Below are 20,883 nucleotides of genomic sequence, written 5' to 3'. Positions count from 1 at the left end.
ACCCGGACCGCAGGGGCAGCGGCACCGCCCGCCGGCCGGTACCGCGCACCAGGCCGACCGCCTGCTGCGCCTCGGCGGTCGGCGCGCCGGACCGCACGGCGCACCCGCTGTGCCGTCGCAGCGCGCCCCCTGCCGTCCTCGGTCGCGTCCGGCCCGCCGGCTCGTCATGGCTGTTCGGGGTGCCCAGGCTGTCCTTCGGGGTGTCCAGGCTGTCCAGAGCCCGGCCCGTCGGCCGGTCGGTCTTCGCGGTGCGCCCCTGCCGGCCCCGCGCCCCCGCGCCCGCCCGGTGTGTGGGAGTCGTCGGTACGGGTGCCAAGTGATCGGCGCCGGAAGGCAGTTCTCGTGACTGTTCGACGGCTCGGCAGTGCGGTCCGTCCTTCGCCCCGATCCCCGTGCCGACCGCCGCCCGCGTCGTCGAGACCTGCGACCGCTGGGCCGCGGGTGCCTGCCGGGCCTCCGGTCGGCTCCCGACTCCCGCCGACGGGCGTCCGGGCGTGCGCGCCATCGCCCGGGGCTCCCCGGGCGGCCCGGTCTGTGCGGTGGCGGCCTGCGCCCGCGCGGAACCGGCCCGCGCCCGGTCGGCGCCGCGCTCGACCGGTGGTACGGCCGGGCCTGCGGCGAGCCGGCCGAGTGTCCGCGGCGAGCGGCGGGGGTTGTCCGTCTCCAGGCGTGAGCGGTGGTCGGGCGACACCTGGCCGACGGCCGGCCGGGTCTGCTCGGCGCGCCGCTCCGGGCGGAAGCGCCTCGGTCGCCGGCCCGTCGCCGGCTGATCCACTGTCGTCACCATGTCACCGCCGTTCCCGCTCCGTCACCGTCACCGCTACTGCCGCCGTTCCGTCACCGCTCGGTCGTCGTCACCGCTCCCGCTGTTGCTCCGCCACCGTCACCGCTCCGCCACCGCCGCCGTCCCGGTGCGCCGATCGCCCCCGAGAGGAGGGACCCTCGATGCCGGTGCTGTCGGACGCGTTCGCCACTCGCATTCCGGCTCCGTTCGCCGAAGGGTCTCGGGCCCGCGTGGCGCGGCCCCGAGGGCGACCGCGGGGAAGTCCCGCGGCCGGCGGTCGGGCTCCGGCGACCTGGAACGGCCCAGACCCGCCCCCTGGCGTACCCCGCGAGGGGTGGCCGGTGCTGCCCGCAGCCGCCCCCGCGCGTCCGTTGTTTGCGACAAAGCTATGACAGGGTTTGTCAACTGGCAATGCCCGGAGCGCAGTCGGCGTCGTCGGAGGGTCTGCCGGTGCCGGTCGTGTCCTCCGTCAGGACGAGGGCGAGCAGGCCGGGGAAGCGCGCGTCGAACTCGGCTCGGCGCAGCCGGTTGTAGCGCCGAGCGCCGGCGTCGCGCTGCTCGACCAGGCCGCTCTGGCGCAACACCGTGAAGTGGTGACTGCGGGTGGCCTTGCTGACGCCCAGCTCGAACGTGCCGCAGGCGCGACTCCAGTCCGCGCTGCCGGCCAGCTCGCGCACGATCGTGCGCCGCACCGGATCGGCGAGCACCTGCAGCACCTCGTGCAGCGTCACCTCCGCCGGGTCCGTGTGCTCCAGGCCGCGCGCCCGTCGGGAGAGGCTGTCACCCGCCGGAGTCATCGCACTTGACGAACCGTCACGGCTGCGACTTTCATTCATGGTGATCGACCTCCATCGAACACTATAGACCGCGAACGCCTCTCGCGGACCAGGACCGACGACTTCCCATCCGAAGGAGGGCCGCCCGATGAGCGAGGCCATCGAGACCCCCGGGCGCGCCCTGCTCCCGCGCCGCCGCCCCGGTGCCGGCGGGCCGGCCGGCACCTCCGGGCCCGGCGCGGGCGCCCTCGGCTCGGTCTGCCTCGGCTTCTTCATGGTCCTGCTGGACGGGAGCGCGCTCAACGTCGCCCTGCCTGACCTCAGCGCCGAACTCGGCGGCTCCCTGGCCGCGTTGGAGTGGACGGTCAACGCCTACACCGTCGCCATGGCCGCCTGTCTGCTCGGCGGCGGCGCCCTCGCCGACAAGCTCGGTGCCCGCCGCCTGTTCCAGGTCAGCCTGCTGCTCTTCGTCGCCGCCTCGGCCGCCTGCGCGGCCGCGCCCGGCATCGGGGCCCTGATCGCCGCCCGCGCCGTCCAGGGCGTGGCCGCGGGCGGCCTGCTGCCCGCCTCCCTGGCGGTCATCGCGCACATGTACCCCGAAAGCGCCGCCCGTGCCCGGGCCTTCACCATCTGGGGCGGCGTCAGCTCGCTGGCCCTGGTGGCCGGTCCGGTGGCGGGTGGTGCGCTGACCGCGGGCGTCGGCTGGCGGGCGATCTTCCTGGTCAACGTCCCGATCGGACTGGCCGCAGCCGTGGTCTGCGGGCGCAAGGTCGCCCCCTCGCCGGTGCGCGCCGTCCGGCTGGACGTGCCGGGCCAGCTCGCCACCGCGGCACTGGTCGGCTCCGGCATCGGCACCCTGGTCCAGGCCGGAGCGCTGGGCTGGAGCGCGCCCCTGACCCTGGTCCTGGCTGCCGCCACCCTCGCCGCCGCCGTCGCCTTCGTCGCCGCCGAGCGCCGCGCCGCCCACCCCGTCCTGCCCCTGGGCGCCTTCCGCCGCCCCGGCTTCACCCCCGCCCTCACCGTCGGCGCGCTCTACCAGTTCGGTGCCTACGGCGCTCAGTTCGCCATCTCCCTGCACCTGCAACGCCATTGGGGGCGGGACGCGCTCGGGGCCGGCCTCGCCTTCGTCCCCTTCGCGCTCTGCTGGAGCCTGGCCTCCTTCGTCCTGGCCCGCGCCGTGCAGCGCACCGGGGTGCGGGTCATGCTGATCATCGGCGCGGCCACCGCCGCCGTCGGCGCCCTCACCCTGCTGCCGCTGGCCGCCACCCCCGACTGGTGGCTGTTCACGGCCGGCAGCTGCCTGCTCGGCCTCGGCGCCGGCCTGATGGGCCCCTCGCTGCCCACCCTGGCGCTGCGGGCCCTGCCCCCCGACCGTTCCGGGCTCGCCTCCGGCTCCCTCAACGCCTTCCGCCAGATCGGTGGAGCGGTCGCGATCGCCCTGTTCGGCCCGGTCCTGGCCGGCACCGGCGCCGGCGGCCTGCGCATCTGCCTGGCGCTGGTCGCGGCCGGCTTCGTGGCCGTCAGCTGGGCGGTGCACCGCAGCGTGCGCTGACCCCGAGCAGCTCCGGCCTCCCGGCCTTCCCCCTCCCATCCCGACCGACGATCCGAGGAGAACGAACACCCATGCGTGCAGTGGTGGTCCACCAGCCCGGCGGCCCCGAGGCCCTCACCCCCGTCGACCTCCCCGACCCGGTGCCGGGCCCCGGCGAGGTCCTGGTCCGTACCGGTGCCATCGGCGTCAACTTCAAGGACGTCTACGAACGCGAGGGGCGTACCGGCGCGACCGCCCCCTTCACCCCCGGCTGCGAGGGCGCCGGCACCGTCGTCGCCACCGGCCCCGGCGTCACCACACCCGCCGTCGGCGACCGCGTCGCCTGGTGGGCCGCCCCCGCCAGCTACGCCGAACTCGTCGTCGTGCGGGCCGACGCCACCGTGCCGGTGCCCGACGACATCCCCGACACCGATGCCGCTGCCGTCCTCCTCCAGGGCCTCACCGCCCACTACCTGACCACCAGCACCTGGCCCGCCCGCAAGGGCGCCACCGCGCTGGTGCACTCCGCCGCCGGCGGTCTGGGTTCCCACCTGACGCGCCTGCTCGCCGCCGCCGGGGTCCGGGTGATCGGCACGGTCTCCAGTCCGGCCAAGGCCGCCGCCGCCGCGGCGGCCGGTGCCGAGGAGGTGATCGTCCGCACCCAGCAGGAGTTCGCCGCCCGGGCGCGCGAGCTGACCGGCGGCCGCGGCGTGGACGTCGTCTTCGACGGCATCGGCCGCGACACCTTCGGCGCCGGCCTGACCTGCCTGGCGCGCCGCGCCACCTTCGTCCTGGCCGGTGCCGCCTCGGGCCCCGCCCCCGCCCTCGACCCCCAGTCCCTCGCCGGCCACGGCTCCGTCTTCCTGACCCGCCCCACCCTGGTCGATCACGCCACCGACCCCACCGAACTGCGTGCCCGCGCGGCCGAGGTCTTCGACTGGCTGCGCGAGGGCCGCCTCACCCTCACCATCGCCGCACGACACCCCCTCGCCGATGCCGCCGCGGCCCACACCGCCCTCCAGTCCGGCCACACCACCGGCAAACTCCTCCTGCTCCCCACCGCCTGACCGCCGTGCGGGCGCCCCGTCACCGGCTCCCCGGGGCGCCCGCACGCCCGGCGCGCACCTCGTCGTCAGTTCTCGCCCGAGTGGGTCCGGAGGTCGGCGAGGACCCGCCTGAGCCCCTCGACCGTGCGGTCGAAGGCCGCGGGCCGCTGCTGGGCCCGGGCCAGGACGTACCCGCCCTGCACGGCCGCCATGACCAGCGAGGCCGTCGCCGCCGGGTCCGTGCCGGGCCGCAGCTCGCCCGTGCGCACCCCCTCGGCGAGCACCGAGGTCAGCCGTTCGTCGAGCCAGCCGAAGAACTCGGCCAGCGGGGCGCGGAGGCGCTCGTCGGTGACGATGTCGTAGTCCTGGGTCAGTCGCCCCATCCGGCAGCCCGCCAGCGGGTCGCGTTCGAGGTCGAGGAACGCGTTGACCCGGTCGACGGCCCCGCCCTCGGCGCCCAGCGCGGTCTCGGCCCTGGTGCGGAGCTCCTCGCTCATCCGCGCCATGGCCGCCAGCGCCAGCTCCGCCTTGCCGGAGAAGTGGTGGTACATGCTGCCCTGCCCGGCCTGCGCGCGCTCCAGGACCTTGGCCGGACTGGTGCCGGTGTACCCGCGTTCCCAGAGGAGTTCGGCCGCGGCGCGGGTCAGCGCCTCCTTCTTCGTCATGCCGCTCAGTGTACCTACCACTCGTTACACCCGTCGGCGGGTGATTGATCGACGGTAGGGCTCGATGCGCGGCGGCGGCGGTGGCGGACGGATGGTGCGGCGGGAGGTGCGGTCGCGGAGCAGGGGTGCCGGGCCCCGTGGGCCGGGGCCCGGCGTCGGGGGCTCGGCTCAGGCGGTCGTGCCCGGGGCGGGGCGTTCCTTCTGGGCGTCGACGACGGCCCGCTCCAGGACGGCGGTGCGCTCGGTGACGGTGCCAGGCTTGATGTCGTTGACCTGCTTGACCTGGATTCCGCGGCTGCCCAGGTAGGTGAAGGTCGTACGGTCGAAGACGAGCTCGGTCCGTTCGCCGTTCTGCACGTCCAGGCGGGCCAGGGCGAGACCAGTGCGGCCGACGGCGTCCTGGGAGTTCTGCACGACGATCACGCCGGGGACCTTCGCGGCGGCCCGGTAGAGCGCGGCGGCGCTCTGGGCCGGCACGAGCTGCTCGTTGACGATCGCCCTGATCGTCTCGAACGCCTGCTGGTCCCGGTCCCGCGGACCGCTGACCGTCGTGTAGATCACCTTCAGCAGTGCGTCCGGGTCGGTCGGCTGGGCCTTGAGCCAGTCGTACGAGTGGCGGAGCGGCGCGCCGGGGACGTCCTGGCCGTTCACGGGCTTGGAGTGGGGGCCGTCGCTGTCCAGGGTGATGCCGCCCTCGGCCTGGTAGCCGGGTTCGTCGAGCCAGCCCTTGAGCGCGTCGGGGGTGCGCCAGACCTCGCGCTGGTGCAGCGGCTGCACCCACGTCCTGGACTCGTCGGTGTCGCCGTTGTGCGAGAAGGACAGGAAGGAGACCTTGCTCTTGACGTAGATGTACTGGCCGGGCTTCGGCTCCGGGGTCGGCTGCGTGCTCACGGCGGCGGCGATCTGCTGGACGGTCGAGACCAGTTGGAGGGCGCTGCCCTCCTCGACCGGCACGACGGGCGCTTCCACGGAGGCCGTTCCCGTACGCGGTTCGCCGACGCCGTTGGTCAGCGCGCCGACGGCGAGGACGGCGGCGAGCGCGGCAGCGGTGACAGGGAGGGCGATCAGCAGGACGCGCCGGACCGGCCGCCTCGTGGCCGCGGGGGCGGGTGCGGGGGCATGGGTGCGGATCTCGTTCAACAGGTGCTCCTCGAAAAGCAGCTGACGGTCGAGCGGCATCGGAGGGGCCGACGGGGGCGGCAGCAGCCGGGCGAGCTCCGTGTGGTCCGGCTTCGTGTGGTCCGGCTCCGCGCGGGTCAGGGGCTCGGTCCGCTTCCAGAACTTGCGGGTCATCCGTACGTCTCCTCGTGCGACTCGTGCGACTCGTACGACCGGGCCGCGTGGGTGCGGCCACCCTGTACTTGTCCGGGGCGCGGAAGCGGTTCCCGCTCCTTCGTCAGTTCCTGTCCGGCGAGTTTGCGCAGCCGTGTGCGGGCGCGTGAGAGGCGCGAACGCACGGTGCCGATCGGGACCCCGAGGGCCGCGGCGGCCTCGGCGTACCCCAGCCCGGACCAGACGCACAGCGTGAACACCTCGCGCTCCGCGCGGCGCAGCTTGCCCAGCGCCCGCTGGGCGGCGGCGAGTTGGTCGGCGTCGGCCAGGCGTCCGACGAGTTCGTCGGCGAAGTCCGGGACGGTGTCGCGAGCGGGCAGACGCCCGAGGGCCGCCTGGTGGCGGCGTGCGGCACGACGGGTGTTGCGCAGCACGTTGACGGCGATGCCCATGAGCCACGGGCGCGGGCCGGCCTCGTGGTCGAGCAGCCGGTCCCGCAGCCGCCAGGCCTCCAGGAAGGTCAGCGAGACGACGTCCTCGGCGAGGTCCCGGTCACCGCTCACGCGGACGGCGTGCCGATGGACCAGCGGGGCATGGTCACGGAAGAGTTCCCTGAACGCTTCGGGGTCCCCCGCGCGTATCCGGGCGTGCGATGAATAGTCCACACCCTGCCTTGTCCGCCACGGGCGCCGGGTTCCGGTGACCTGCCTCACACGGGGCGATGCTCTGATGGATGCCGGGCGGTGACGGTCCTCCTCCGGGCTCGTGCACCGCGCCCGGCGTCAGGGCGAGGCCCTCACCCGGAACTGTACCGACCGGCCCCGCTGCCCTGACCACGCCGCGGGCCCCTGACCAGGGCGGAGCGGGTGTCGGGGTCGGACCTGCGGTACGGGACCGGCGGCGTCCGACTCCGAGGGGTCCGGCCGGCTTCGGCGGCCCGGTCGTCACCGCCGCGGCCGTCGCCCGCCCCGTCGGCGGCCGGTCCGGCCGAACTTGACCCGGATGGGGGTGCGTGACATTGCTCAGGCGGGGCAGACGGCAGACCCGCCGTGACGAAACTGGGGAGACCAGAGGGATGGATGTGTTCCCGACCCGCACCACGATGTGCCTGCAGACCGACCCGGACACGCTCGTGTCGGTAGCCGTGGAGCTGTCCTACAGCAGCGACGACCCGTATGCCGTCCACTGCTTCTTCCCCGATGAACCGGTACCCGTGTCCTGGACCTTCGGCCGTGACCTGCTGGCCGCCGGGCTGGAGCGCGTCTGCGGCGAGGGCGACGTCCGGATCGAACCGGCCGACCGGCAGCACACCTGGATCGCCATCTCCGACGGGGACAGCCGTGGCGTGGCCCTGCTCCTCGCCCGCACCCGCGACCTGGCCGACTTCCTGGCCCGCACCTACCAGGCCGTACCCGTGGGCACCGAGAGCCGGCACCTCGACTGGGACGCTTGTATCGGCCACCTCCTCAACCGGGAGAGCGGCCAGGACTCGCGCACGGCGTAGCCGGCCAAACGCCGGCGGGCGCTGCACGAAGTGTCGCGGGCGCGCTGCGCCGACCCGGTCGGGCGGCGTGCATGTCCGCCGGGCGGGTAGACGCGCAGTGGCAGCCGGCCGTCGGGTCGGAGCCGTTCATCCGCCAGGGGCCGGAGCCGTCGTCCGGCCCCTGACCGCGCCCGTGACGGCTGACCGCGTCCGGTGGCGGCCCCGCGGTCAGGACAGGCAGGCGGCGGAGATGATGCGCAGCCCTCGCGCGCTCCGCAGGATGCGGTGCTCGCCGGTGCAGGCGATCTCCACCTGGAGGGCGCCGTCGCTGTCGGCGAAGACGCGGTGCCCGGCCGGACCGGTGCGGGTGCTCGCCGTCACGACGGCGGGGCGGACCGTGCCGACCGCGTCGCGCAGGCGCAGGGCGTAGGCGCTGCCGGGGGAGATGGTCATCGGGGTCACCCCGTGAGCGGGCGGAAGCCGAGGAGCCAGCCCAGCGCGTGGGCCGCGCCGCGGGCCCGGGCGCGTTCGGGTTCGGGGAGCGCGGGGTCGCGGGCGGCGTCGATGGCGGCGCGCTCCTCCACGGCGAGGTCGAGTTCGGCGAGCGGCAGGGCGACGGCCCGGCCGGTGACCGGCGCGGGCCGGTGGGGATCCAGGGCCCAGCGGTAGGCGCGCAGCGCTCCCCGGGCGGCGGCGTCGGCGTGCTGGGCGAGCCGGTCCGCGGTGGCCTGGACGACGTGGCGGGGCCGGACGGCGATGAACGCCTCTCTCCCGTCCTCGGACATGCGGATCACCTCGCGGACTCGGCGGACTGTGCCCTCTGCACGCGCACTCGACCCACCTTGCCGCGCCGGACGGGGTGCGGCGCGGCAGCGCGACCGATCGTTCGCCCAGCCGGGGGACGGCCCGTAGCGGGGCCGTGCCCGCGCGGTCGACCGCGTCTCAGCGGCCGCCGCGGCCTGCCGGCCGGTCGGCGTCGGCTTCCTCGTCCTCGGCTTCCTCGTCCTCGGCCTCCTCGTCCTCGTCCTCGTACTCGCCTTCCTCGCCGTACTCCTCGTCCTCCGCGTCGGGGCCGTCGTCCTCCTCCGCTTCTTCCTCTTCCTCTTCCCCTTCGTCCTCGTCCTCGTTCTCGTCCTCGGCGTAGTCGTCGTCCGCGTACTCGTCCTCCGGCTCCTCGTCCTCGTCGTCGTATCCCTCGTCGTCCTCGGCGTCCTGGCCGGTCGCCTCGCTGTCCTCGTCGACCTCGCCGTCCTCGCCGTCCTCGTCGACCTCGCCGTCCTCGCCGTCCTGGTCGGCCGCCTCCTCGTCCTCCATGGCCTCCTCGTGGGTGCGGACGACCTCGCCGTCGCGGATCTCCCCGCGCCAGCCGTCGACCTCGTCGTCACCGAAAGTGACGTAACGCTGGAAGTTCTTGAAGTCCAGGCGCAACCGGCGGCCCTGGGCGCGCCACAGGTTGCCGGTCTTCTCGAAGAGCCCCGAGGGGAAGTACTCGACGACCAGGACGATCCTGGTCAGGGTCGGGGTCAGCTCGTGGAAGCTGACGGCGCCGTGCGTCGTGCCCTTGGCGCCCTCCGAACTCCAGACGATCCGCTCGTCCGGCACCTGCTCCTGGACCGTCGCCTTCCAACTGCGGGTGGAGGGGCCCACCTTGACCTTCCAGTCGCTGCTGACGTCATCGCCCTTGTTGACGCTGCGCACGCCCTTGGTGAACCCGCTGAACTGCTCGTACTGGGTCCACCGGTCGTACGCGAGGCGCAGCGGGACACCGACGTCGAGCACCTCGACGATGTTCATCACCTTGGTGCTGCCGGCCTTCTTGCCGCCCTTCCCGCCCTTGCCGAAGGCCTCCTTGACCTTGCCGACGACGTTGTCCTTGAGGCTCTTGGCCTTCTCCCCGACGAAGGCCTTCACCGGGGAGTCGCCCTGGAGGACGCGGGCGCCGACCGCGGGGAGGGTCCCGCCGTTGGCCGCGACGTCGCTGAGCTGGTCGGTCACCTCGGTGAGTTTGCCCCCGGCCTTCTCGGCGAGGTGTTCGGCCTGCGCGCCGAGGTAGTGGACGACCTCTTCGCGAAGCCTGTCCAGGCCCGAGTGGCCATCCGTGTCGGGGGCGCCGCGCTGCGTGGTGGTCATGATGCCCTCCCGCGCCCGGACCGGGCCGCCGGCTTCGTCCCGGCGGTCTTCTTGGCAGTGGCCTTCTTGGCCGGGGCCTTCTTCGCGGGAGCCCGTTTCGCGGTCGTGGCCGCCTTGCCGGCGGGCTTCGCCCGGGCCGCGGTCGTCGTCTTCTTGGCGGGCGCCGTCTTCTTCGCCGCGGCCTTCCGGGCCGGTGTCGTCTTCCGGGCCGGTGCCGTCTTCTCGGCGGTCGTCTTCCCGGCGGGCGCGCTCCTCTTGGCCGCGGGGCGGCTCTCGCGCGCTGTGGCCGAAGCCGGCTTCTTCCGGGCGGGCTTCTCGGCGGCCGGTTCGGCGGAGTCCGTCTCCTTCGGCGGCCGCCTCCGGGAGCGGGGTGCGGCGCTCGCGCTCGGGCGACGGCGCCGGGGCCGCTCGGGCTCGGGCTCCTCCTCCGCGTCCGCCTTGCGGGCGCTGCGTCGGCGCTTCTGGGGCTCCGGTGGCGGCTCCTCGTCCTCGCCCTGTTCGTCCTCCGGCTCCCGGTCCTCGGTCTCGTCCCGGTCGTCACCGGCCTCGTCGTCCTGGTCGTCCTCCGTGTCCTCGGCCTCGTCCTCCTCCGCCTCGTCCTCCTCGGCGTCCTCCTCCTCGTAGTCGGCCGGTTCCTCGGGCTCCTCCTCGTCCTCCTCCGGCCCGTACTCCTCCTCGTCGTCGTCCGGCGGTTCCTCCTGCTTCTTCGCGCCGATGTTCTTGGTCCGGTCGCGCAGGGTGTCGGCGAGGTTGGCCAGCTGGCGGTCGGCAGCGGCGGCGACCGCCTTGCGTCCGGCCGAGAGCAGCTCGCCGCGGACCTGTTCGTTGAGTTCCGCCACCTGGGGGGTGTCGGCGAGCTTGCGCAACCCTTCGGTCGCCAGCTGACGCGGGTCCAGGCCGAAGCGGCGGCCGGCCAGGTAGGTGGCCGCGGCGAAGGCCATCCTGCCCTTCTTCGCTCGACCGAGGACGTACCCGCCGGCGACCGCGGCGGCGAGGGCGATCTTGGTGGTGTCGTTCATGAGGTCTTCCCTTCAGGCGGCATGGCCAAAGGGCCGAGGAGCATCGCGCGGAGGGCAGCACTTCGTGCACATGTCGCGGTCCGGGTCGCCGCACCCCGCCCCACCGACGCGTGTTCCCAGCTGGGATGTTCCTATTCGGGGCGCGCGCGTTTGCCTGATCCCGGCTCGGGGCAGGCGTGCGGCCGGGACAACAGCCCGGAGATGGTCATGGCCGCAGATCCCGAGGGGCCCGCGCGCAGGACGCGGCGTCCTTCCGACGAGGACAGCCCACCGGCCCGTACTCCTACGGCCCGGCGGGCCGCGGCGGCCCCACGGCGGCGGCCACGCAAGGTGTCCGCGCCGCAGGCCATCCGGAGTGCGGCTCGGCAGCTCGAAGAACTGCTGGGCCGGGCCCCGGAGTCGGTCTCCGCGGTGAAGCCCGTCGAGGACGGCTGGCAGGCGGACGTCGAAGTGCTGGAGCTGGAGCGGATTCCTCCCACCACCAGTGTGATGGCCACCTACCGGGTCACCCTGGACGCAGAGGGTGAACTGGTCGCCTACGAGCGCACGCGACGGTACAGCCGGGGCCAGATCGACCGGCTGTGACTCGGCGTCGCCCGAAGACCGCGCGGTCGTCCGAAGACGCGTCGTCGTCCGAAGACCCGCCGGCGCCCGAAGCGCCGTCCCGGCCGGTCCGCCGTACCGCGGCCGCCGGAACGCCCGACCGACACGAGAGGAACGGCCACCCGCACATCGCTGCGAGCGACCGGGAACGGAGCCCAGCGTGACAGTCGTACCGCAGTCAGCAGGCGGGGGCGTGGCCTCCCGCGGTGCGGGGCCCGGCGGCGCCGGGTCCGGCAACCTGTACGACATCCTCGAACTCATCCTGGACCGTGGCCTGGTCATCGACGTCTTCGTCCGGGTCTCCCTGGTCGGGATCGAGATCCTCAAGATCGACGCCCGCATCGTGGTCGCCAGCGTGGACACCTATCTCCGTTTCGCGGAGGCCTGCAACCGTCTGGACCTGGAGTCCGGGCGCAAGGCACCCGCCCAGCTGACCGACATCGTCGGCGAGGTCACCGAAGGCGGGGCCAAGGGCAAGAGCAAGGGTGCGCTGACCGGCGCCGTCGAGGCCGTCACCGACGCCGTGCGCGGCGGCCGCGACGAGGAGAAGGAGCCCGCCGAGAAGCGCGAGCGCCCGGCCCGCCGACCGGCCCGGCACCGCGAGGAGTGAACCATGGCCGTCTACGTCTACTCCATCGTCGCCGGCACGCATCCGCTCGACCTGAGCGGCCTCGCGGGAGTCGGAGCGGACCCCGCCGCCCTGCGGACCGTCGACAGCGGACGGCTGACCGCGGTCGTCAGCGACGCGCCGCCCGGCCTGCGCGCCAAACGCCGCGACCTCGCCGCCCACCAGGCGGTGCAGGAGCGCCTCATGGCCGGCGGCACGGTTCTCCCGCTGCGCTTCGGCCTGACCGCCCCCGACGACGACGCCGTCCGCGCGGCCCTCACCGAGAACGCCGAGCAGTACGCGGCCCGGCTGAGCGAACTCGACGGGTGCGCCGAGTTCCACCTCAAGGCGACCGAGGACGAGGAGAGCCTGTTGCGCCGGATCCTGGCGGAGTCGCCGGAGGCCCGGCGCCTCAACGGCGAGATCCGCGGCGGGCGCGCCGCCCCCGACGCCCCGGTGGTGCTCGGCGAACTCGTCTCCCAGGAGGTGCGCGCCCGCCAGGAGGCCCTCGCCGCCGGCATCACCCAGGCACTGCGGCCCCACGCGCGCGACGAGCGATCCTCCCCGCCGTCCGGCGACGTCTTCCTGAGCATCTCGTTCCTCGTCGCCCGTGACGGCGAGGACGCCTTCCTGACGGCCGAGAAGGGCCTCGCCGCCGAACTCGGTGACAGCGTGGACCTGCGGCTGCACGGTCCGTTGCCCGCGTACAGCTTCGTCTGAGTCCGAGGACGCGGAGAAGACCACGCGGAGAAGATGATGCGGAGGAAGCGAGGAAGCCATGGGTCTGATCACGCAGATCCTCACCCTGCCGCTGGCCCCCGTCCGCGGCGCCGTGTGGGTGGCCGAACGCATCCAGGAAGCAGCCGAGCAGCAGTACTACGATCCCGCCCCCGTCGAACGCGAACTGGCCGAGCTGGAGCAGGCCCTGCTCGCCGGCGACATCGACGAGGAGACCTTCGACCGGCGGGAGGACGAACTCCTCGACCGGCTGGACGAGATCAGGGCATGGCAGCGCGGGGAGCCGTGACCCGCCCGGCCCCGGCCAGGGGCCCGAACCAGGAGAGGAAGGCCGAACGGTCGTGACACAACCCATCGCCGACAGGTTCGGCTCCACCTCCTCCCGAGCCGCACCGCCCTACGCCCAGGGCTCCTCCGCCAACCTCGCCGACATCCTCGAACGCGTCCTCGACAAGGGCATCGTCATCGCCGGTGACATCCAGATCAACCTGCTCGACATCGAACTGCTCACCATCAAACTGCGCCTGCTGGTCGCCTCGGTGGACAAGGCCAAGGAGATGGGCATCGACTGGTGGGAGCACGATCCCTCGCTCTCCTCGCGCGCCCGGGGCGACCGCCTGCCGGCCGCCGACCGGGAGCCGGCACGGGAACTGGAGGCCGAGAACGAGCGCCTGCGCGGCGAACTCGCCCGGCTGCGAGCGGAGCCGGGCCTGCCACCGGCCGCCGAGGAGCCCCCCGTCCGCCGCCCCGCACGCGCGAAGCGCGCCGCCCCGGCGCCCCGCACGCGACGCACCCGGGAGGAGTGATGGCCGGCACCGTCGTCTACGCCTACGCCATCGCCAGGACCACCGAAGCCCTCGGGCCCGCCGCCGCCGGCGCGCACGGGATCGCCGGCGCCCCGGTGCTGCTCCTGCACGCCGACGACCCCGGGCTCGCGGCGGCCGTCAGCCGCGTCCCCGCCGAGGACTTCCGGCAGGACGCCCTCGCCGAGCACCTGGAGGACCTCCAGTGGCTCGAAACCGCGGCCCGGGCCCACCACGCCGTGGTCGCCGCGCTCGCCGCGGTCACCACCGTCCTCCCGCTGCGCCTCGCGACGGTGTACTTCGACGACGACGGCGTGCGCAGCGCCCTCGACGCCCGCCAGGACGAGTTCACGGCGGCGCTCGACCGGCTCGTGGCGCAGGTCGAATGGGGCGTGAAGATCTATGTCGAGGCTCGGGCACCGGATCCGGTGCCCGAGGGGCCGCCGCCCGCGGACGTCGGGCCGGGCCGGGCCTACCTGCACGCCCGGAGGGCCGTGCGCGACCGGCACGCGGAGCGCTACCGCGCCGCGGAACAGGCGGCGGCCCGGGTGGAGGCCGCCGCGGCCCGACTGGCGGTGGCCCGGGCGCACCACCGCGTCCACAGCGGGGAGCCGGTGGGGGAGCAGGGCGAGAACGTGCTCAACGACGCCTACCTGGTGCCCGTGGAGCGGGCCGGGGTGTTCCGCGAGGACGTCCTGCGGGCGGGGCAGGGGCTGAACGGGGTCCGCGTCGAGGTCACCGGCCCGTGGGCGCCCTACTCCTTCGCCGTGCTGCCCCAGGACGAGCCGACGGGTGGTGAACGGCCGGTATGAACGGTCAGCAGCCCGGGCCGGGCGACCGGTACGGCGGGCAGGAGCCGCTGCCGGACCGCCGGATCGCCCTCGTCGACCTCCTGGACCGGCTGCTGGGCGGGGGTGTCGTCCTCACCGGCGACATCGTGCTGTCCGTCGCCGACGTCGACCTCGTGCGCATCTCGCTGCGGGCCCTGATCGTCTCGATCAGCGGCCCGGAGCTCTCTCCGTGGCGGGACGGCAGGCGGCTCGGCGGTGATGGGCCGTGAGCCCCTCGGACGCCGGTCGGACCGGCGGTGCCGACCGCGCCGGTGACACCGGCCGCGCCGAGCGTGATGGCCGGGGCCGTCGCTACGCGGAGGTCGCCGCGGCCGCCGATCGCGCGTTCCGCCTGCTGCCCGCGTCCCCCGAGGACGGCCGTCGGGTGCGGGGCCGGCAGCCCCACCCGGCCCGCAGGATCAACACCGCCGGCACCGACCCCGAGAACGTCGAACGGGACCTGGTCCAGCTCGTGCTCACCCTGGTCGAACTCCTGCGGCAGCTCATGGAGCGCCAGGCGCTGCGCCGGGTCGACGCCGGGGACCTCAGCGAGGAGCAGGAGGAGCGACTCGGTGCGACCCTGATGGCGCTTCACGACAGGATGGACGACCTCTGCGCCCGCTACGGCCTGAACCGCGCCGACCTGAACCTCGATCTCGGCCCGCTGGGAAGCCTCCTGCCGCCCCCGTAGGCGGCCCCCGGCATCACCGGCCGTCCAGCTATCACCGGCCGTCCAGCTACCACCGGCCGTCCCGCTATCGGCGGCCCCCGCCGTCGGCGGCCCTCCCGCTATCGGCGGTCGCCCCAGACCGAGGCGGCGATGCCGACCCGGTTCCGCACGCCGAGCTTGCGCTGGATGTTCGCCAGGTGGTTCTTGACCGTGCCGGCCGAGATGAACAACTGCTCGGCGATCTCCGCGTTGGTCGCCCCGCCCGAGACCAGCCCGGCGATCTCGGTCTCCCGCGGGGTCAGCGGCTCGGCGGGCTCCGCCTGCGGCGACGCCGGGGCGGGGGCGGCCAGTTGACGCAGCAGCCGGACGGTGACCTGCGGGCTGATCAGGGTGTCACCGGCCACCGCCGCCCGGACCGCCTCGACCAGCAGGGCGGGGCTGGACCGCTTGAGCAGGAAGCCGGCCGCGCCGTGCCGGAGCGCGGCGTGCACGTACTCGTCCAGGTCGAAGGTGGTCACCACGACCACCCGCAGCGGGTCGGCCACCTCGGGCCCGGCCAGCCGCCGGGTCAGTTCCAGGCCGTCCAGCTTCGGCATCCGGATGTCCGCCAGCACCACGTCGGGGCGGAGCAGGCGGGCCTGTTCGAACGCGGCGAGGCCGTCGGCGGCCTCCGCCACCACGGTGAGGTCGGGCTGGGCGTCCAGGATCATCCGGTAGGCCGCGCGGATGTCGTCGTGGTCGTCGGCCAGGAGGACGCGGATGCTCATGAGGCCCCTTCGGCCGGCAGCGGAAACGTGGCGGTGACCAGCCAGCCCTGCCCGGCGCGCCCGGCGTCGAGCGTACCGCCGAGCGCCTCGACCCGGGCGGCCAGGGCGCTCAGGCCGTGCCCGCCCCGGTGCCGGGGCAGGCTCTCGACCGCTCCGCCGTCGTCGGCGACGGTCAACTCCAGCCGCTGCCCGTCGAGTCGGCGGACGGACACGGTGACCGATCGGGCGGCGGGGGCGTGCCGCCGGACATTGGTCAGCGCCTCGACCACGATCCGGTGGACGGTGGCCCCGGCCTCCCGGCCGACCGGCCGCTCCGGCAGGTCGAGCCGGACCTCGGCGGCCCCCGAGGCGGTGAACCGCTCTGCCAGCGCGGGGAGTTCGGCCAGGCCGGGCTGCGGGGCCCGGCGGCCGGCGGCGTCCTCGTCCGGGGTGCGCAGCAGGGCGACCGTCCGGTCCAGCGAGGAGAGCGCCTGCTGGCCGGACTGCTCGATCCGCCGGAACACCTCGGCCAGTTCGGGGTGCGGCTCCGCCAGGAAGCCGCCGGCCTGGGCCAGCGCGACCATCCCGCTGACGTCGTGGGCCACGAAGTCGTGCAGGTCGTGGGCGAGTTCCAGCTGTTCGGCCCGGCGTGCGGCCGCCACCTCGCGGCGCCGGAGGCCGTCCAGCGACCAGAGGTAGAAGCCGACCAGCGCCGCCCCCAGGGCCCCGACCGCGCCGAAGCCGAGGAGTCCGACCTGCTGCCAGCCCTCGACCGGCGCGGCATAGCGCAGCGGCCAGCAGAGCAGCGCCGTCGCCAGGACCCCGACGGCCACCCGGCCCCGGCCGGTGCGCACCGTCATCGTCACCAGGACCAGCAGCCCGATCAGTTCGGCCACCCCGACCGGCCCCGCCGGGCCGTCCTCGCCGAAGCCGCCCAGCGCCGCCCCGACGGCGGTCAGCGCGAGCGAGACCACCCCCGCCGCCGCCGTCGGCCGTGGCCGCCCGATCCGCACTGCGGCCGCCACCGCGAGCACCGGCACGATGCTCCCCCATTCCCCGATCATGCGCCCAGCCTATGCACCGGGCGGCGCCGCCACCCGTGCCGAACGGCACAGGCCGGGGCGGCGGGGCGCCCGCGGACCTCCCGATCGGCATCTGCCGCCGGTACCGGCCCCGCCGCCAGGCTGGAGGCACACCGAACGACGAGAGGAACTCCGATGCTGGGCACCGCAGTCACCCCCACCACCAGTGCCGTCGCCACCCCGCTCCCGTACCGGTCCGCCGCACCGTGGGCGGTCCGGGTGGCCAAGGTCGCGGCGCTGACCGCCGTCCCGTCCGGGCTCTGGCGGGTCGCCCTGGGCGTCGGCATCCCGGTCGGATTCTCCGGGGCGATGGAACGGCAGATGACGGCCCACATGCCGGGCTGGGCCACCCTCTACGTGCTCGCCCTGAGCGCGCTCGCCGAGACGCTGGCCTTCCTCTCCCTGGGCCTGGTCCGCCCCTGGGGCCGGGTCACCCCCAGCTGGCTGCCGCTGATCGGCGGCCGCCGGGTGCGTCCATGGGCCGCCGTGGTCCCCGCCGGACTGGGGGCGGTGGCGGTCACCGCGCTCACCTTCGCCGCCGGTTTCGGCGGGTGGTACGGCCCGAACGCCATGGGCAACCCGGAGGCCCCGCACGGCCTGGCCGGTCTGGCCATGACCCTCTGCTACGCCCCGCTGCTGCTCTGGGGCCCGTTGCTCGCGATCGTCACCGTGGACTACCTCCGCCGTTCCAGGGCCGGCGCGCGCTGATCCGGCGCCGCGGGGCGTGCGGGCCCGGCCCCGCTTCCCGACGCCGGGTGCCGCCATCCCGGAACCACGGAGGTGTGTCGTACGTCGTAATCGGGGGTGATCGGCCGGGGGGACAGGCCGCCCGGCACGTTAGGCTGCATCTTTCGGGGAGCGGCCTGGTGCCGCCATCGGATCGTCGTCGAGACCCACCGGACCGGGCACGGCCCGTCCCACGAACGGATCTCGTCCTGCCACGGAGGTACGGCCTTGCACATCGACGCCTGGATCGAGAGCGTCCCACCGGGTGCGGTGTACGCCCTGGTCGCGCTGATCATCGGGCTGGAGTCCCTGGGTATCCCGCTGCCCGGCGAGATCGCCCTGGTGTCGGCGGCCCTGCTGTCCGCCCGCGGTGTGGTCAGCCCGGTCTGGGTCGCGGTCTGCGCGATCCTCGGGGCGATCATCGGCGACTCGATCGGCTACTCGATCGGGCGCAAGGGCGGCAAGCCGCTGTTCGAGAAGCTCGGACGGAAGTTCCCCAAGCACTTCGGGCCGGACCACCTGGCCAGTGCCGAGCGCTCGTTCCAGAAGTGGGGCATGTGGGCGGTCTTCTTCGGCCGCTTCATCGCGCTGCTGCGGATCTTCGCCGGCCCGCTCGCGGGCGCGCTGAAGATGCCGTACTGGAAGTTCCTGATCGCCAACGTGCTGGGCGGCGTGGTCTGGGCCGGCGGCACCACCCTGCTGGTGTACCAGGTCGGCAAGGTCGCCGAGCAGTGGCTGTCGCGCTTCTCCTGGGTGGGTCTGCTGCTGGCCGCGGCCGGCGGCGCCCTCTCGGCCTGGCTGATGAAGCGCCGGGCCGGCAAGGCCGCCCGGGCCCGCGAGGCCGAGGAGGCGGCGGCCGCCGCCGCCGAGCCCGCGGTGGGCGCTCCCGCGGTGGACTGATCGGCACCGGAGCGTTCCAGCAGAGCTGTCCTCCCGCCGGGGTAGCATCGGGCTACCCCGGCGGTGGCATGTAAAGCAGCAGGTGGAGGGCGTTGTGGCGGAGCAGACGTGGGACGCGGTGGATGCCTACTTCTCCGAGCGGCTGGTCGGGCACGACCCGGTGCTGGAGGCCGCGACGGCCGCCGCCGAAGCCGCGGGGCTGCCGCCCATCGCGGTGGCGCCCAACCAGGGCAAGCTGCTGCACCTGCTGGCCCTCACCCAGGGCGCGCGGCGCATCCTGGAGGTCGGCACGCTCGGCGGCTACAGCGCGATCTGGCTGGCCCGGGCGCTGCCCGCCGACGGCACCCTGATCACCCTGGAGATCGACCCGGCGCACGCCGAGGTCGCCCGGGCGAACCTCGCGCGGGCGGGCCTGGAGAAGGTCGCCGAGGTCCGGCTCGGCCGCGCCGCCGACTCGCTGGCCGCGCTGGTGGCGGACGGCGCCGAGCCGTTCGACCTGGTCTTCATCGACGCCGACAAGCAGAGCAACCCCGAGTACTTCGCCCGGGCGCTGGAGCTCACCGCCCCGGGCTCGCTGATCGTGGTCGACAACGTGGTGCGCCGCGGCGCCGTCGCCGACCCGGACAGCGACGACCCGGCGGTGGTCGCGATCCGCCGGCTGCACGACCTGATCGCCGCCGAGCCGCGGGTGTCCGCGACCTCCGTACAGACGGTCGGCAGCAAGGGCTACGACGGTTTCACCCTGGCCCGCGTCCAGCGCTGAGCAGCGCGCGACGGCGCCGGGCAGGGACGAGCGAGGGAGAAGAGAGAGCATGCGGATCGGACTGCTGGGCACCGGCCCCTGGGCGGAGCGGGTGCACGCGCCCGTACTGGCGGAGCACCCCGACTTCGAGCTCGCGGGCGTCTGGGGCCGCCGGCCCGAGGCGGCCGCCGCGCTCGGCGAGGCGCACGGCGTGCCCGGCCACCAGGACCTCGACCGGCTGCTCGCCGAGGTGGACGCCGTCTCCATCGCGCTGCCGCCGACCGTCCAGGCGGACCTCGCGGTGCGCGCCGCCGAGGCCGGCTGCCACCTGCTGCTGGACAAGCCGGTCGCGCTGACCGTCCCGGACGCCCGGCGTGTCGTCCAGGCCACCGAGGCGCACGGCGTCGCCACGGTGGTCTTCTTCACCGTCCGCTTCGGCGGCGAGCAGCTGCCGTGGATCGAGAAGCAGGCCGCCACCGGCGGCTGGTTCACCGGTCGCTCCGACTGGCTCGGCTCGGTCTTCGCGTCCGACAGCACCAGCCCGTACGCGGCCTCGCCCTGGCGGCAGGAGAAGGGCGCGCTCTGGGACGTCGGCCCCCACGCGCTCTCGGTGCTGCTCCCGGTGCTGGGCGACGCGGTCCGGGTGACCGCGGTCGCCGGCCCCCGGGACACCGTCCACCTCGTGCTGCTGCACGCCGGCGGCGCGTCCAGCACCCTCGCGCTCAGCCTGACCGCCCCGCTCGCGGCCGGCGGCACGGGCATGGAGCTGCGCGGCGAGTCGGGCGTCGTCCATCTCCCCGAGCGCGGCGAGGGCCCGCTGGCCGCGCTCCACCGCGCCCTGGACGCCCTGCGCGACTCCGCCCGCACCGGCGAGCCCCACCCCTGCGGCGCGGCCTTCGGCCTGCGGGTGGTCGAGATCCTCTCCGCCGCCGAGCGCTCGCTGGCCACCGCCGCCCCGGTCGACGTCTGACGGGCCGCGCCCGTGCGGCGGCCGTCCGACGCGACCGCCGCCCCACGGCCGGGGCCGCGATACCCGGTCCCGGAGCGCGGCCGACGTGCTCGGCCGGTTCGGCGGCGTGCCGAACCCCCCTCTGGCGGCGGGCGGTGTTCGTGCGGAACCGTGGGGGCAGGACGTTCGCGAGCCGGAGAGGGCTGCCCCATGACGGAGACGGTGCTGCACCACCACCGGGAACTGACGGCGGCCCTGCGCCGGGCGCTGGTCGCGCTGTACGCGCAGGTGCGGGCGCCGTTGCTGCACCTGCCGAACTACGCCGTCGCGGCCTTCGTCGAGCGCCTGGAGCTGCACAGCGGGCAGCCGGGGTTCGAGGCCGTCCTCGGGTACGACGGCACCGAGCCGGTCGGGTACGCGTACGGCAACACCGTGGAGTCCGGAGACCGCTGGTGGGCCCGGCTGGCCAGGGCGACGCCTCCGGAGCTGACGGCGGCGCCGACCTTCGCGCTCAGGGAGCTGGGGGTGCGCGCACGCTGGCGCGGCACCGGTGCTGCCCGCCGGATCCACGAGGGGCTCGCGGGCGGCCGTGGGGAGGAGCGCGTCATGCTGATGGTCAACCCCGCGGCCGGGGGTGGGAGGGTGCTCGCCCTGTACGAGGCGTGGGGCTACCAGGTCGTGAACGAGGTCCCGCCCACCGCCGAGGCGCCGCCGTTGGTGGCGATGGCCCGGGCGTGCCGGTGGCCCGACGGCGGCGCACCCGGGTACTGACGTCCGGCCG

26 protein-coding genes are annotated in these 20,883 nt (G+C 74.8%); 16 read left to right on the top strand and 10 right to left on the bottom strand.

The annotated features are described in order from the left end of the window. Positions 1–1,185 precede the first annotated feature (1,185 nt). Positions 1,186–1,581, bottom strand: a complete 396-nt coding sequence (locus tag ABZ497_RS23275) for a helix-turn-helix domain-containing protein (protein WP_329486084.1) — start codon at positions 1,579–1,581, stop codon at positions 1,186–1,188. Positions 1,582–1,708: 127 nt separating this feature from the next. On the opposite strand from ABZ497_RS23275, the gene ABZ497_RS23270 reads away from it, so the two are divergent. Together ABZ497_RS23270 and ABZ497_RS23265 are read left to right on the top strand one after the other, a co-directional pair. After that, positions 1,709–3,112 carry an MFS transporter gene (locus ABZ497_RS23270; RefSeq protein WP_359807980.1) on the top strand — a complete coding sequence of 468 codons (1,404 nt, stop codon included), beginning with the start codon at positions 1,709–1,711 and terminating at the stop codon, positions 3,110–3,112. Positions 3,113–3,183: 71 nt separating this feature from the next. Continuing rightward, positions 3,184–4,158, top strand: coding sequence for a quinone oxidoreductase (locus ABZ497_RS23265; protein WP_329486082.1), 975 nt, complete (start codon positions 3,184–3,186; stop codon positions 4,156–4,158). Positions 4,159–4,223: 65 nt separating this feature from the next. On the opposite strand, the gene ABZ497_RS23260 is transcribed toward ABZ497_RS23265, so the two are convergent. The 3 genes from ABZ497_RS23260 to ABZ497_RS23250 form a co-directional block, all read right to left on the bottom strand. After that, positions 4,224–4,802: a helix-turn-helix domain-containing protein gene (locus tag ABZ497_RS23260; RefSeq protein WP_359807978.1), complete on the bottom strand. Its 579-nt coding sequence runs from the start codon at positions 4,800–4,802 to the stop codon at positions 4,224–4,226. Between the two features lie 168 nt (positions 4,803–4,970). After that, complete coding sequence (locus tag ABZ497_RS23255) at positions 4,971–6,095, bottom strand: CU044_5270 family protein (RefSeq protein ID WP_359807976.1); 1,125 nt, start codon at positions 6,093–6,095, stop codon at positions 4,971–4,973. Next, positions 6,092–6,739, bottom strand: a complete 648-nt coding sequence (locus ABZ497_RS23250) for an RNA polymerase sigma factor (protein WP_329486079.1) — start codon at positions 6,737–6,739, stop codon at positions 6,092–6,094. Before ABZ497_RS23250 ends, ABZ497_RS23255 begins: the two co-directional genes overlap by 4 nt. Positions 6,740–7,149: 410 nt before the next feature. Here ABZ497_RS23250 and ABZ497_RS23245 point away from each other — a divergent pair, with 410 nt between their 5' ends. Then, a complete protein-coding gene (locus ABZ497_RS23245) occupies positions 7,150–7,578 on the top strand; it encodes an SsgA family sporulation/cell division regulator (RefSeq protein ID WP_359807974.1) in 429 nt (142 codons plus the stop codon). Between the two features lie 207 nt (positions 7,579–7,785). Here the strand turns inward: ABZ497_RS23245 and ABZ497_RS23240 are convergent, their stop codons facing one another. The 4 genes from ABZ497_RS23240 to ABZ497_RS23225 form a co-directional block, all read right to left on the bottom strand. Then, positions 7,786–8,010, bottom strand: a complete 225-nt coding sequence (locus ABZ497_RS23240) for a DUF6296 family protein (protein WP_329486077.1) — start codon at positions 8,008–8,010, stop codon at positions 7,786–7,788. Between the two features lie 5 nt (positions 8,011–8,015). Beyond that, positions 8,016–8,342, bottom strand: a complete 327-nt coding sequence (locus tag ABZ497_RS23235) for a hypothetical protein (RefSeq protein ID WP_359807972.1) — start codon at positions 8,340–8,342, stop codon at positions 8,016–8,018. A gap of 157 nt (positions 8,343–8,499) precedes the next feature. Beyond that, the gene (locus ABZ497_RS23230; RefSeq protein ID WP_359807970.1) at positions 8,500–9,687 is read right to left on the bottom strand and encodes an SRPBCC family protein; all 1,188 of its coding nucleotides are present in this window, start codon (positions 9,685–9,687) and stop codon (positions 8,500–8,502) included. Then, entirely contained in the window at positions 9,684–10,706 is a 1,023-nt protein-coding gene (locus tag ABZ497_RS23225; RefSeq protein WP_359807968.1) for a histone protein, read from the bottom strand. Before ABZ497_RS23225 ends, ABZ497_RS23230 begins: the two co-directional genes overlap by 4 nt. Before the next feature lie 207 nt (positions 10,707–10,913). Here ABZ497_RS23225 and ABZ497_RS23220 point away from each other — a divergent pair, with 207 nt between their 5' ends. From ABZ497_RS23220 to ABZ497_RS23185, 8 genes are all read left to right on the top strand, one after another. Then, on the top strand, positions 10,914–11,291 hold the full coding sequence (locus ABZ497_RS23220; RefSeq protein WP_359807967.1) for a gas vesicle protein: 378 nt from the start codon (positions 10,914–10,916) through the stop codon (positions 11,289–11,291). A gap of 178 nt (positions 11,292–11,469) precedes the next feature. Further along, positions 11,470–11,919, top strand: coding sequence for a gas vesicle structural protein GvpA (locus tag ABZ497_RS23215; protein WP_329486070.1), 450 nt, complete (start codon positions 11,470–11,472; stop codon positions 11,917–11,919). Positions 11,920–11,922: 3 nt separating this feature from the next. Beyond that, the gene (locus ABZ497_RS23210; RefSeq protein WP_359807965.1) at positions 11,923–12,636 is read left to right on the top strand and encodes a GvpL/GvpF family gas vesicle protein; all 714 of its coding nucleotides are present in this window, start codon (positions 11,923–11,925) and stop codon (positions 12,634–12,636) included. 58 nt (positions 12,637–12,694) lie between these two features. Further along, positions 12,695–12,943, top strand: a complete 249-nt coding sequence (locus tag ABZ497_RS23205; RefSeq protein WP_329486068.1) for a gas vesicle protein GvpG — start codon at positions 12,695–12,697, stop codon at positions 12,941–12,943. Positions 12,944–12,995: 52 nt separating this feature from the next. Further along, positions 12,996–13,460, top strand: a complete 465-nt coding sequence (locus tag ABZ497_RS23200) for a gas vesicle protein (RefSeq protein ID WP_329486067.1) — start codon at positions 12,996–12,998, stop codon at positions 13,458–13,460. Beyond that, positions 13,460–14,269 carry a GvpL/GvpF family gas vesicle protein gene (locus tag ABZ497_RS23195; protein ID WP_359807964.1) on the top strand — a complete coding sequence of 270 codons (810 nt, stop codon included), beginning with the start codon at positions 13,460–13,462 and terminating at the stop codon, positions 14,267–14,269. The genes ABZ497_RS23200 and ABZ497_RS23195 overlap by 1 nt, the downstream gene beginning before the upstream one ends. Beyond that, a complete protein-coding gene (locus ABZ497_RS23190) occupies positions 14,266–14,517 on the top strand; it encodes a gas vesicle protein (RefSeq protein WP_359807962.1) in 252 nt (83 codons plus the stop codon). The genes ABZ497_RS23195 and ABZ497_RS23190 overlap by 4 nt, the downstream gene beginning before the upstream one ends. Then, the gene (locus tag ABZ497_RS23185) at positions 14,514–14,978 is read left to right on the top strand and encodes a gas vesicle protein K (RefSeq protein ID WP_359807961.1); all 465 of its coding nucleotides are present in this window, start codon (positions 14,514–14,516) and stop codon (positions 14,976–14,978) included. The genes ABZ497_RS23190 and ABZ497_RS23185 overlap by 4 nt, the downstream gene beginning before the upstream one ends. A gap of 98 nt (positions 14,979–15,076) precedes the next feature. On the opposite strand, the gene ABZ497_RS23180 is transcribed toward ABZ497_RS23185, so the two are convergent. Next, positions 15,077–15,724 carry a response regulator transcription factor gene (locus ABZ497_RS23180; protein ID WP_352292981.1) on the bottom strand — a complete coding sequence of 216 codons (648 nt, stop codon included), beginning with the start codon at positions 15,722–15,724 and terminating at the stop codon, positions 15,077–15,079. Continuing rightward, on the bottom strand, positions 15,721–16,767 hold the full coding sequence (locus ABZ497_RS23175; RefSeq protein WP_359807960.1) for an ATP-binding protein: 1,047 nt from the start codon (positions 16,765–16,767) through the stop codon (positions 15,721–15,723). Before ABZ497_RS23175 ends, ABZ497_RS23180 begins: the two co-directional genes overlap by 4 nt. Before the next feature lie 153 nt (positions 16,768–16,920). Here ABZ497_RS23175 and ABZ497_RS23170 point away from each other — a divergent pair, with 153 nt between their 5' ends. The 5 genes from ABZ497_RS23170 to ABZ497_RS23150 all read left to right on the top strand — a co-directional run bounded on the left by ABZ497_RS23170 (position 16,921) and on the right by ABZ497_RS23150 (position 20,873). Beyond that, the gene (locus ABZ497_RS23170; RefSeq protein WP_359807958.1) at positions 16,921–17,493 is read left to right on the top strand and encodes a hypothetical protein; all 573 of its coding nucleotides are present in this window, start codon (positions 16,921–16,923) and stop codon (positions 17,491–17,493) included. 246 nt (positions 17,494–17,739) lie between these two features. Beyond that, positions 17,740–18,411: a DedA family protein gene (locus ABZ497_RS23165; RefSeq protein WP_329486058.1), complete on the top strand. Its 672-nt coding sequence runs from the start codon at positions 17,740–17,742 to the stop codon at positions 18,409–18,411. A 94-nt stretch (positions 18,412–18,505) separates the two neighbouring features. Continuing rightward, positions 18,506–19,174: an O-methyltransferase gene (locus ABZ497_RS23160; RefSeq protein ID WP_329486057.1), complete on the top strand. Its 669-nt coding sequence runs from the start codon at positions 18,506–18,508 to the stop codon at positions 19,172–19,174. 49 nt (positions 19,175–19,223) lie between these two features. Then, positions 19,224–20,123 (top strand): Gfo/Idh/MocA family oxidoreductase, encoded by a 900-nt coding sequence (locus tag ABZ497_RS23155; protein WP_359807956.1) that lies wholly within the window; start codon positions 19,224–19,226, stop codon positions 20,121–20,123. A gap of 189 nt (positions 20,124–20,312) precedes the next feature. After that, positions 20,313–20,873, top strand: coding sequence for a GNAT family N-acetyltransferase (locus ABZ497_RS23150; RefSeq protein ID WP_359807954.1), 561 nt, complete (start codon positions 20,313–20,315; stop codon positions 20,871–20,873). The last annotated feature ends 10 nt before the right edge of the window (positions 20,874–20,883 follow it).

This window comes from Kitasatospora sp. NPDC005751, assembly GCF_040630835.1.
Lineage (GTDB): Bacteria > Actinomycetota > Actinomycetes > Streptomycetales > Streptomycetaceae > Kitasatospora.
This window is presented reverse-complemented; position numbering and strand designations above follow the sequence as displayed.

Excerpts from the sequence above, each read along its gene's own strand:
- ABZ497_RS23275 (WP_329486084.1), bottom strand. The coding sequence starts at position 1,581 with ATGACTCCGGCGGGTGACAGCCTCTCCCGACGGGCGCGCGGCCTGGAG.
- ABZ497_RS23270 (WP_359807980.1), top strand. The coding sequence starts at position 1,709 with ATGAGCGAGGCCATCGAGACCCCCGGGCGCGCCCTGCTCCCGCGCCGC.
- ABZ497_RS23265 (WP_329486082.1), top strand. The coding sequence starts at position 3,184 with ATGCGTGCAGTGGTGGTCCACCAGCCCGGCGGCCCCGAGGCCCTCACC.
- ABZ497_RS23260 (WP_359807978.1), bottom strand. The coding sequence starts at position 4,802 with ATGACGAAGAAGGAGGCGCTGACCCGCGCCGCGGCCGAACTCCTCTGG.
- ABZ497_RS23255 (WP_359807976.1), bottom strand. The coding sequence starts at position 6,095 with ATGACCCGCAAGTTCTGGAAGCGGACCGAGCCCCTGACCCGCGCGGAG.
- ABZ497_RS23245 (WP_359807974.1), top strand. The coding sequence starts at position 7,150 with ATGGATGTGTTCCCGACCCGCACCACGATGTGCCTGCAGACCGACCCG.
- ABZ497_RS23240 (WP_329486077.1), bottom strand. The coding sequence starts at position 8,010 with ATGACCATCTCCCCCGGCAGCGCCTACGCCCTGCGCCTGCGCGACGCG.
- ABZ497_RS23235 (WP_359807972.1), bottom strand. The coding sequence starts at position 8,342 with ATGTCCGAGGACGGGAGAGAGGCGTTCATCGCCGTCCGGCCCCGCCAC.
- ABZ497_RS23230 (WP_359807970.1), bottom strand. The coding sequence starts at position 9,687 with ATGACCACCACGCAGCGCGGCGCCCCCGACACGGATGGCCACTCGGGC.
- ABZ497_RS23225 (WP_359807968.1), bottom strand. The coding sequence starts at position 10,706 with ATGAACGACACCACCAAGATCGCCCTCGCCGCCGCGGTCGCCGGCGGG.
- ABZ497_RS23220 (WP_359807967.1), top strand. The coding sequence starts at position 10,914 with ATGGCCGCAGATCCCGAGGGGCCCGCGCGCAGGACGCGGCGTCCTTCC.
- ABZ497_RS23210 (WP_359807965.1), top strand. The coding sequence starts at position 11,923 with ATGGCCGTCTACGTCTACTCCATCGTCGCCGGCACGCATCCGCTCGAC.
- ABZ497_RS23205 (WP_329486068.1), top strand. The coding sequence starts at position 12,695 with ATGGGTCTGATCACGCAGATCCTCACCCTGCCGCTGGCCCCCGTCCGC.
- ABZ497_RS23195 (WP_359807964.1), top strand. The coding sequence starts at position 13,460 with ATGGCCGGCACCGTCGTCTACGCCTACGCCATCGCCAGGACCACCGAA.
- ABZ497_RS23190 (WP_359807962.1), top strand. The coding sequence starts at position 14,266 with ATGAACGGTCAGCAGCCCGGGCCGGGCGACCGGTACGGCGGGCAGGAG.
- ABZ497_RS23180 (WP_352292981.1), bottom strand. The coding sequence starts at position 15,724 with ATGAGCATCCGCGTCCTCCTGGCCGACGACCACGACGACATCCGCGCG.
- ABZ497_RS23175 (WP_359807960.1), bottom strand. The coding sequence starts at position 16,767 with ATGATCGGGGAATGGGGGAGCATCGTGCCGGTGCTCGCGGTGGCGGCC.
- ABZ497_RS23170 (WP_359807958.1), top strand. The coding sequence starts at position 16,921 with ATGCTGGGCACCGCAGTCACCCCCACCACCAGTGCCGTCGCCACCCCG.
- ABZ497_RS23155 (WP_359807956.1), top strand. The coding sequence starts at position 19,224 with ATGCGGATCGGACTGCTGGGCACCGGCCCCTGGGCGGAGCGGGTGCAC.
- ABZ497_RS23150 (WP_359807954.1), top strand. The coding sequence starts at position 20,313 with ATGACGGAGACGGTGCTGCACCACCACCGGGAACTGACGGCGGCCCTG.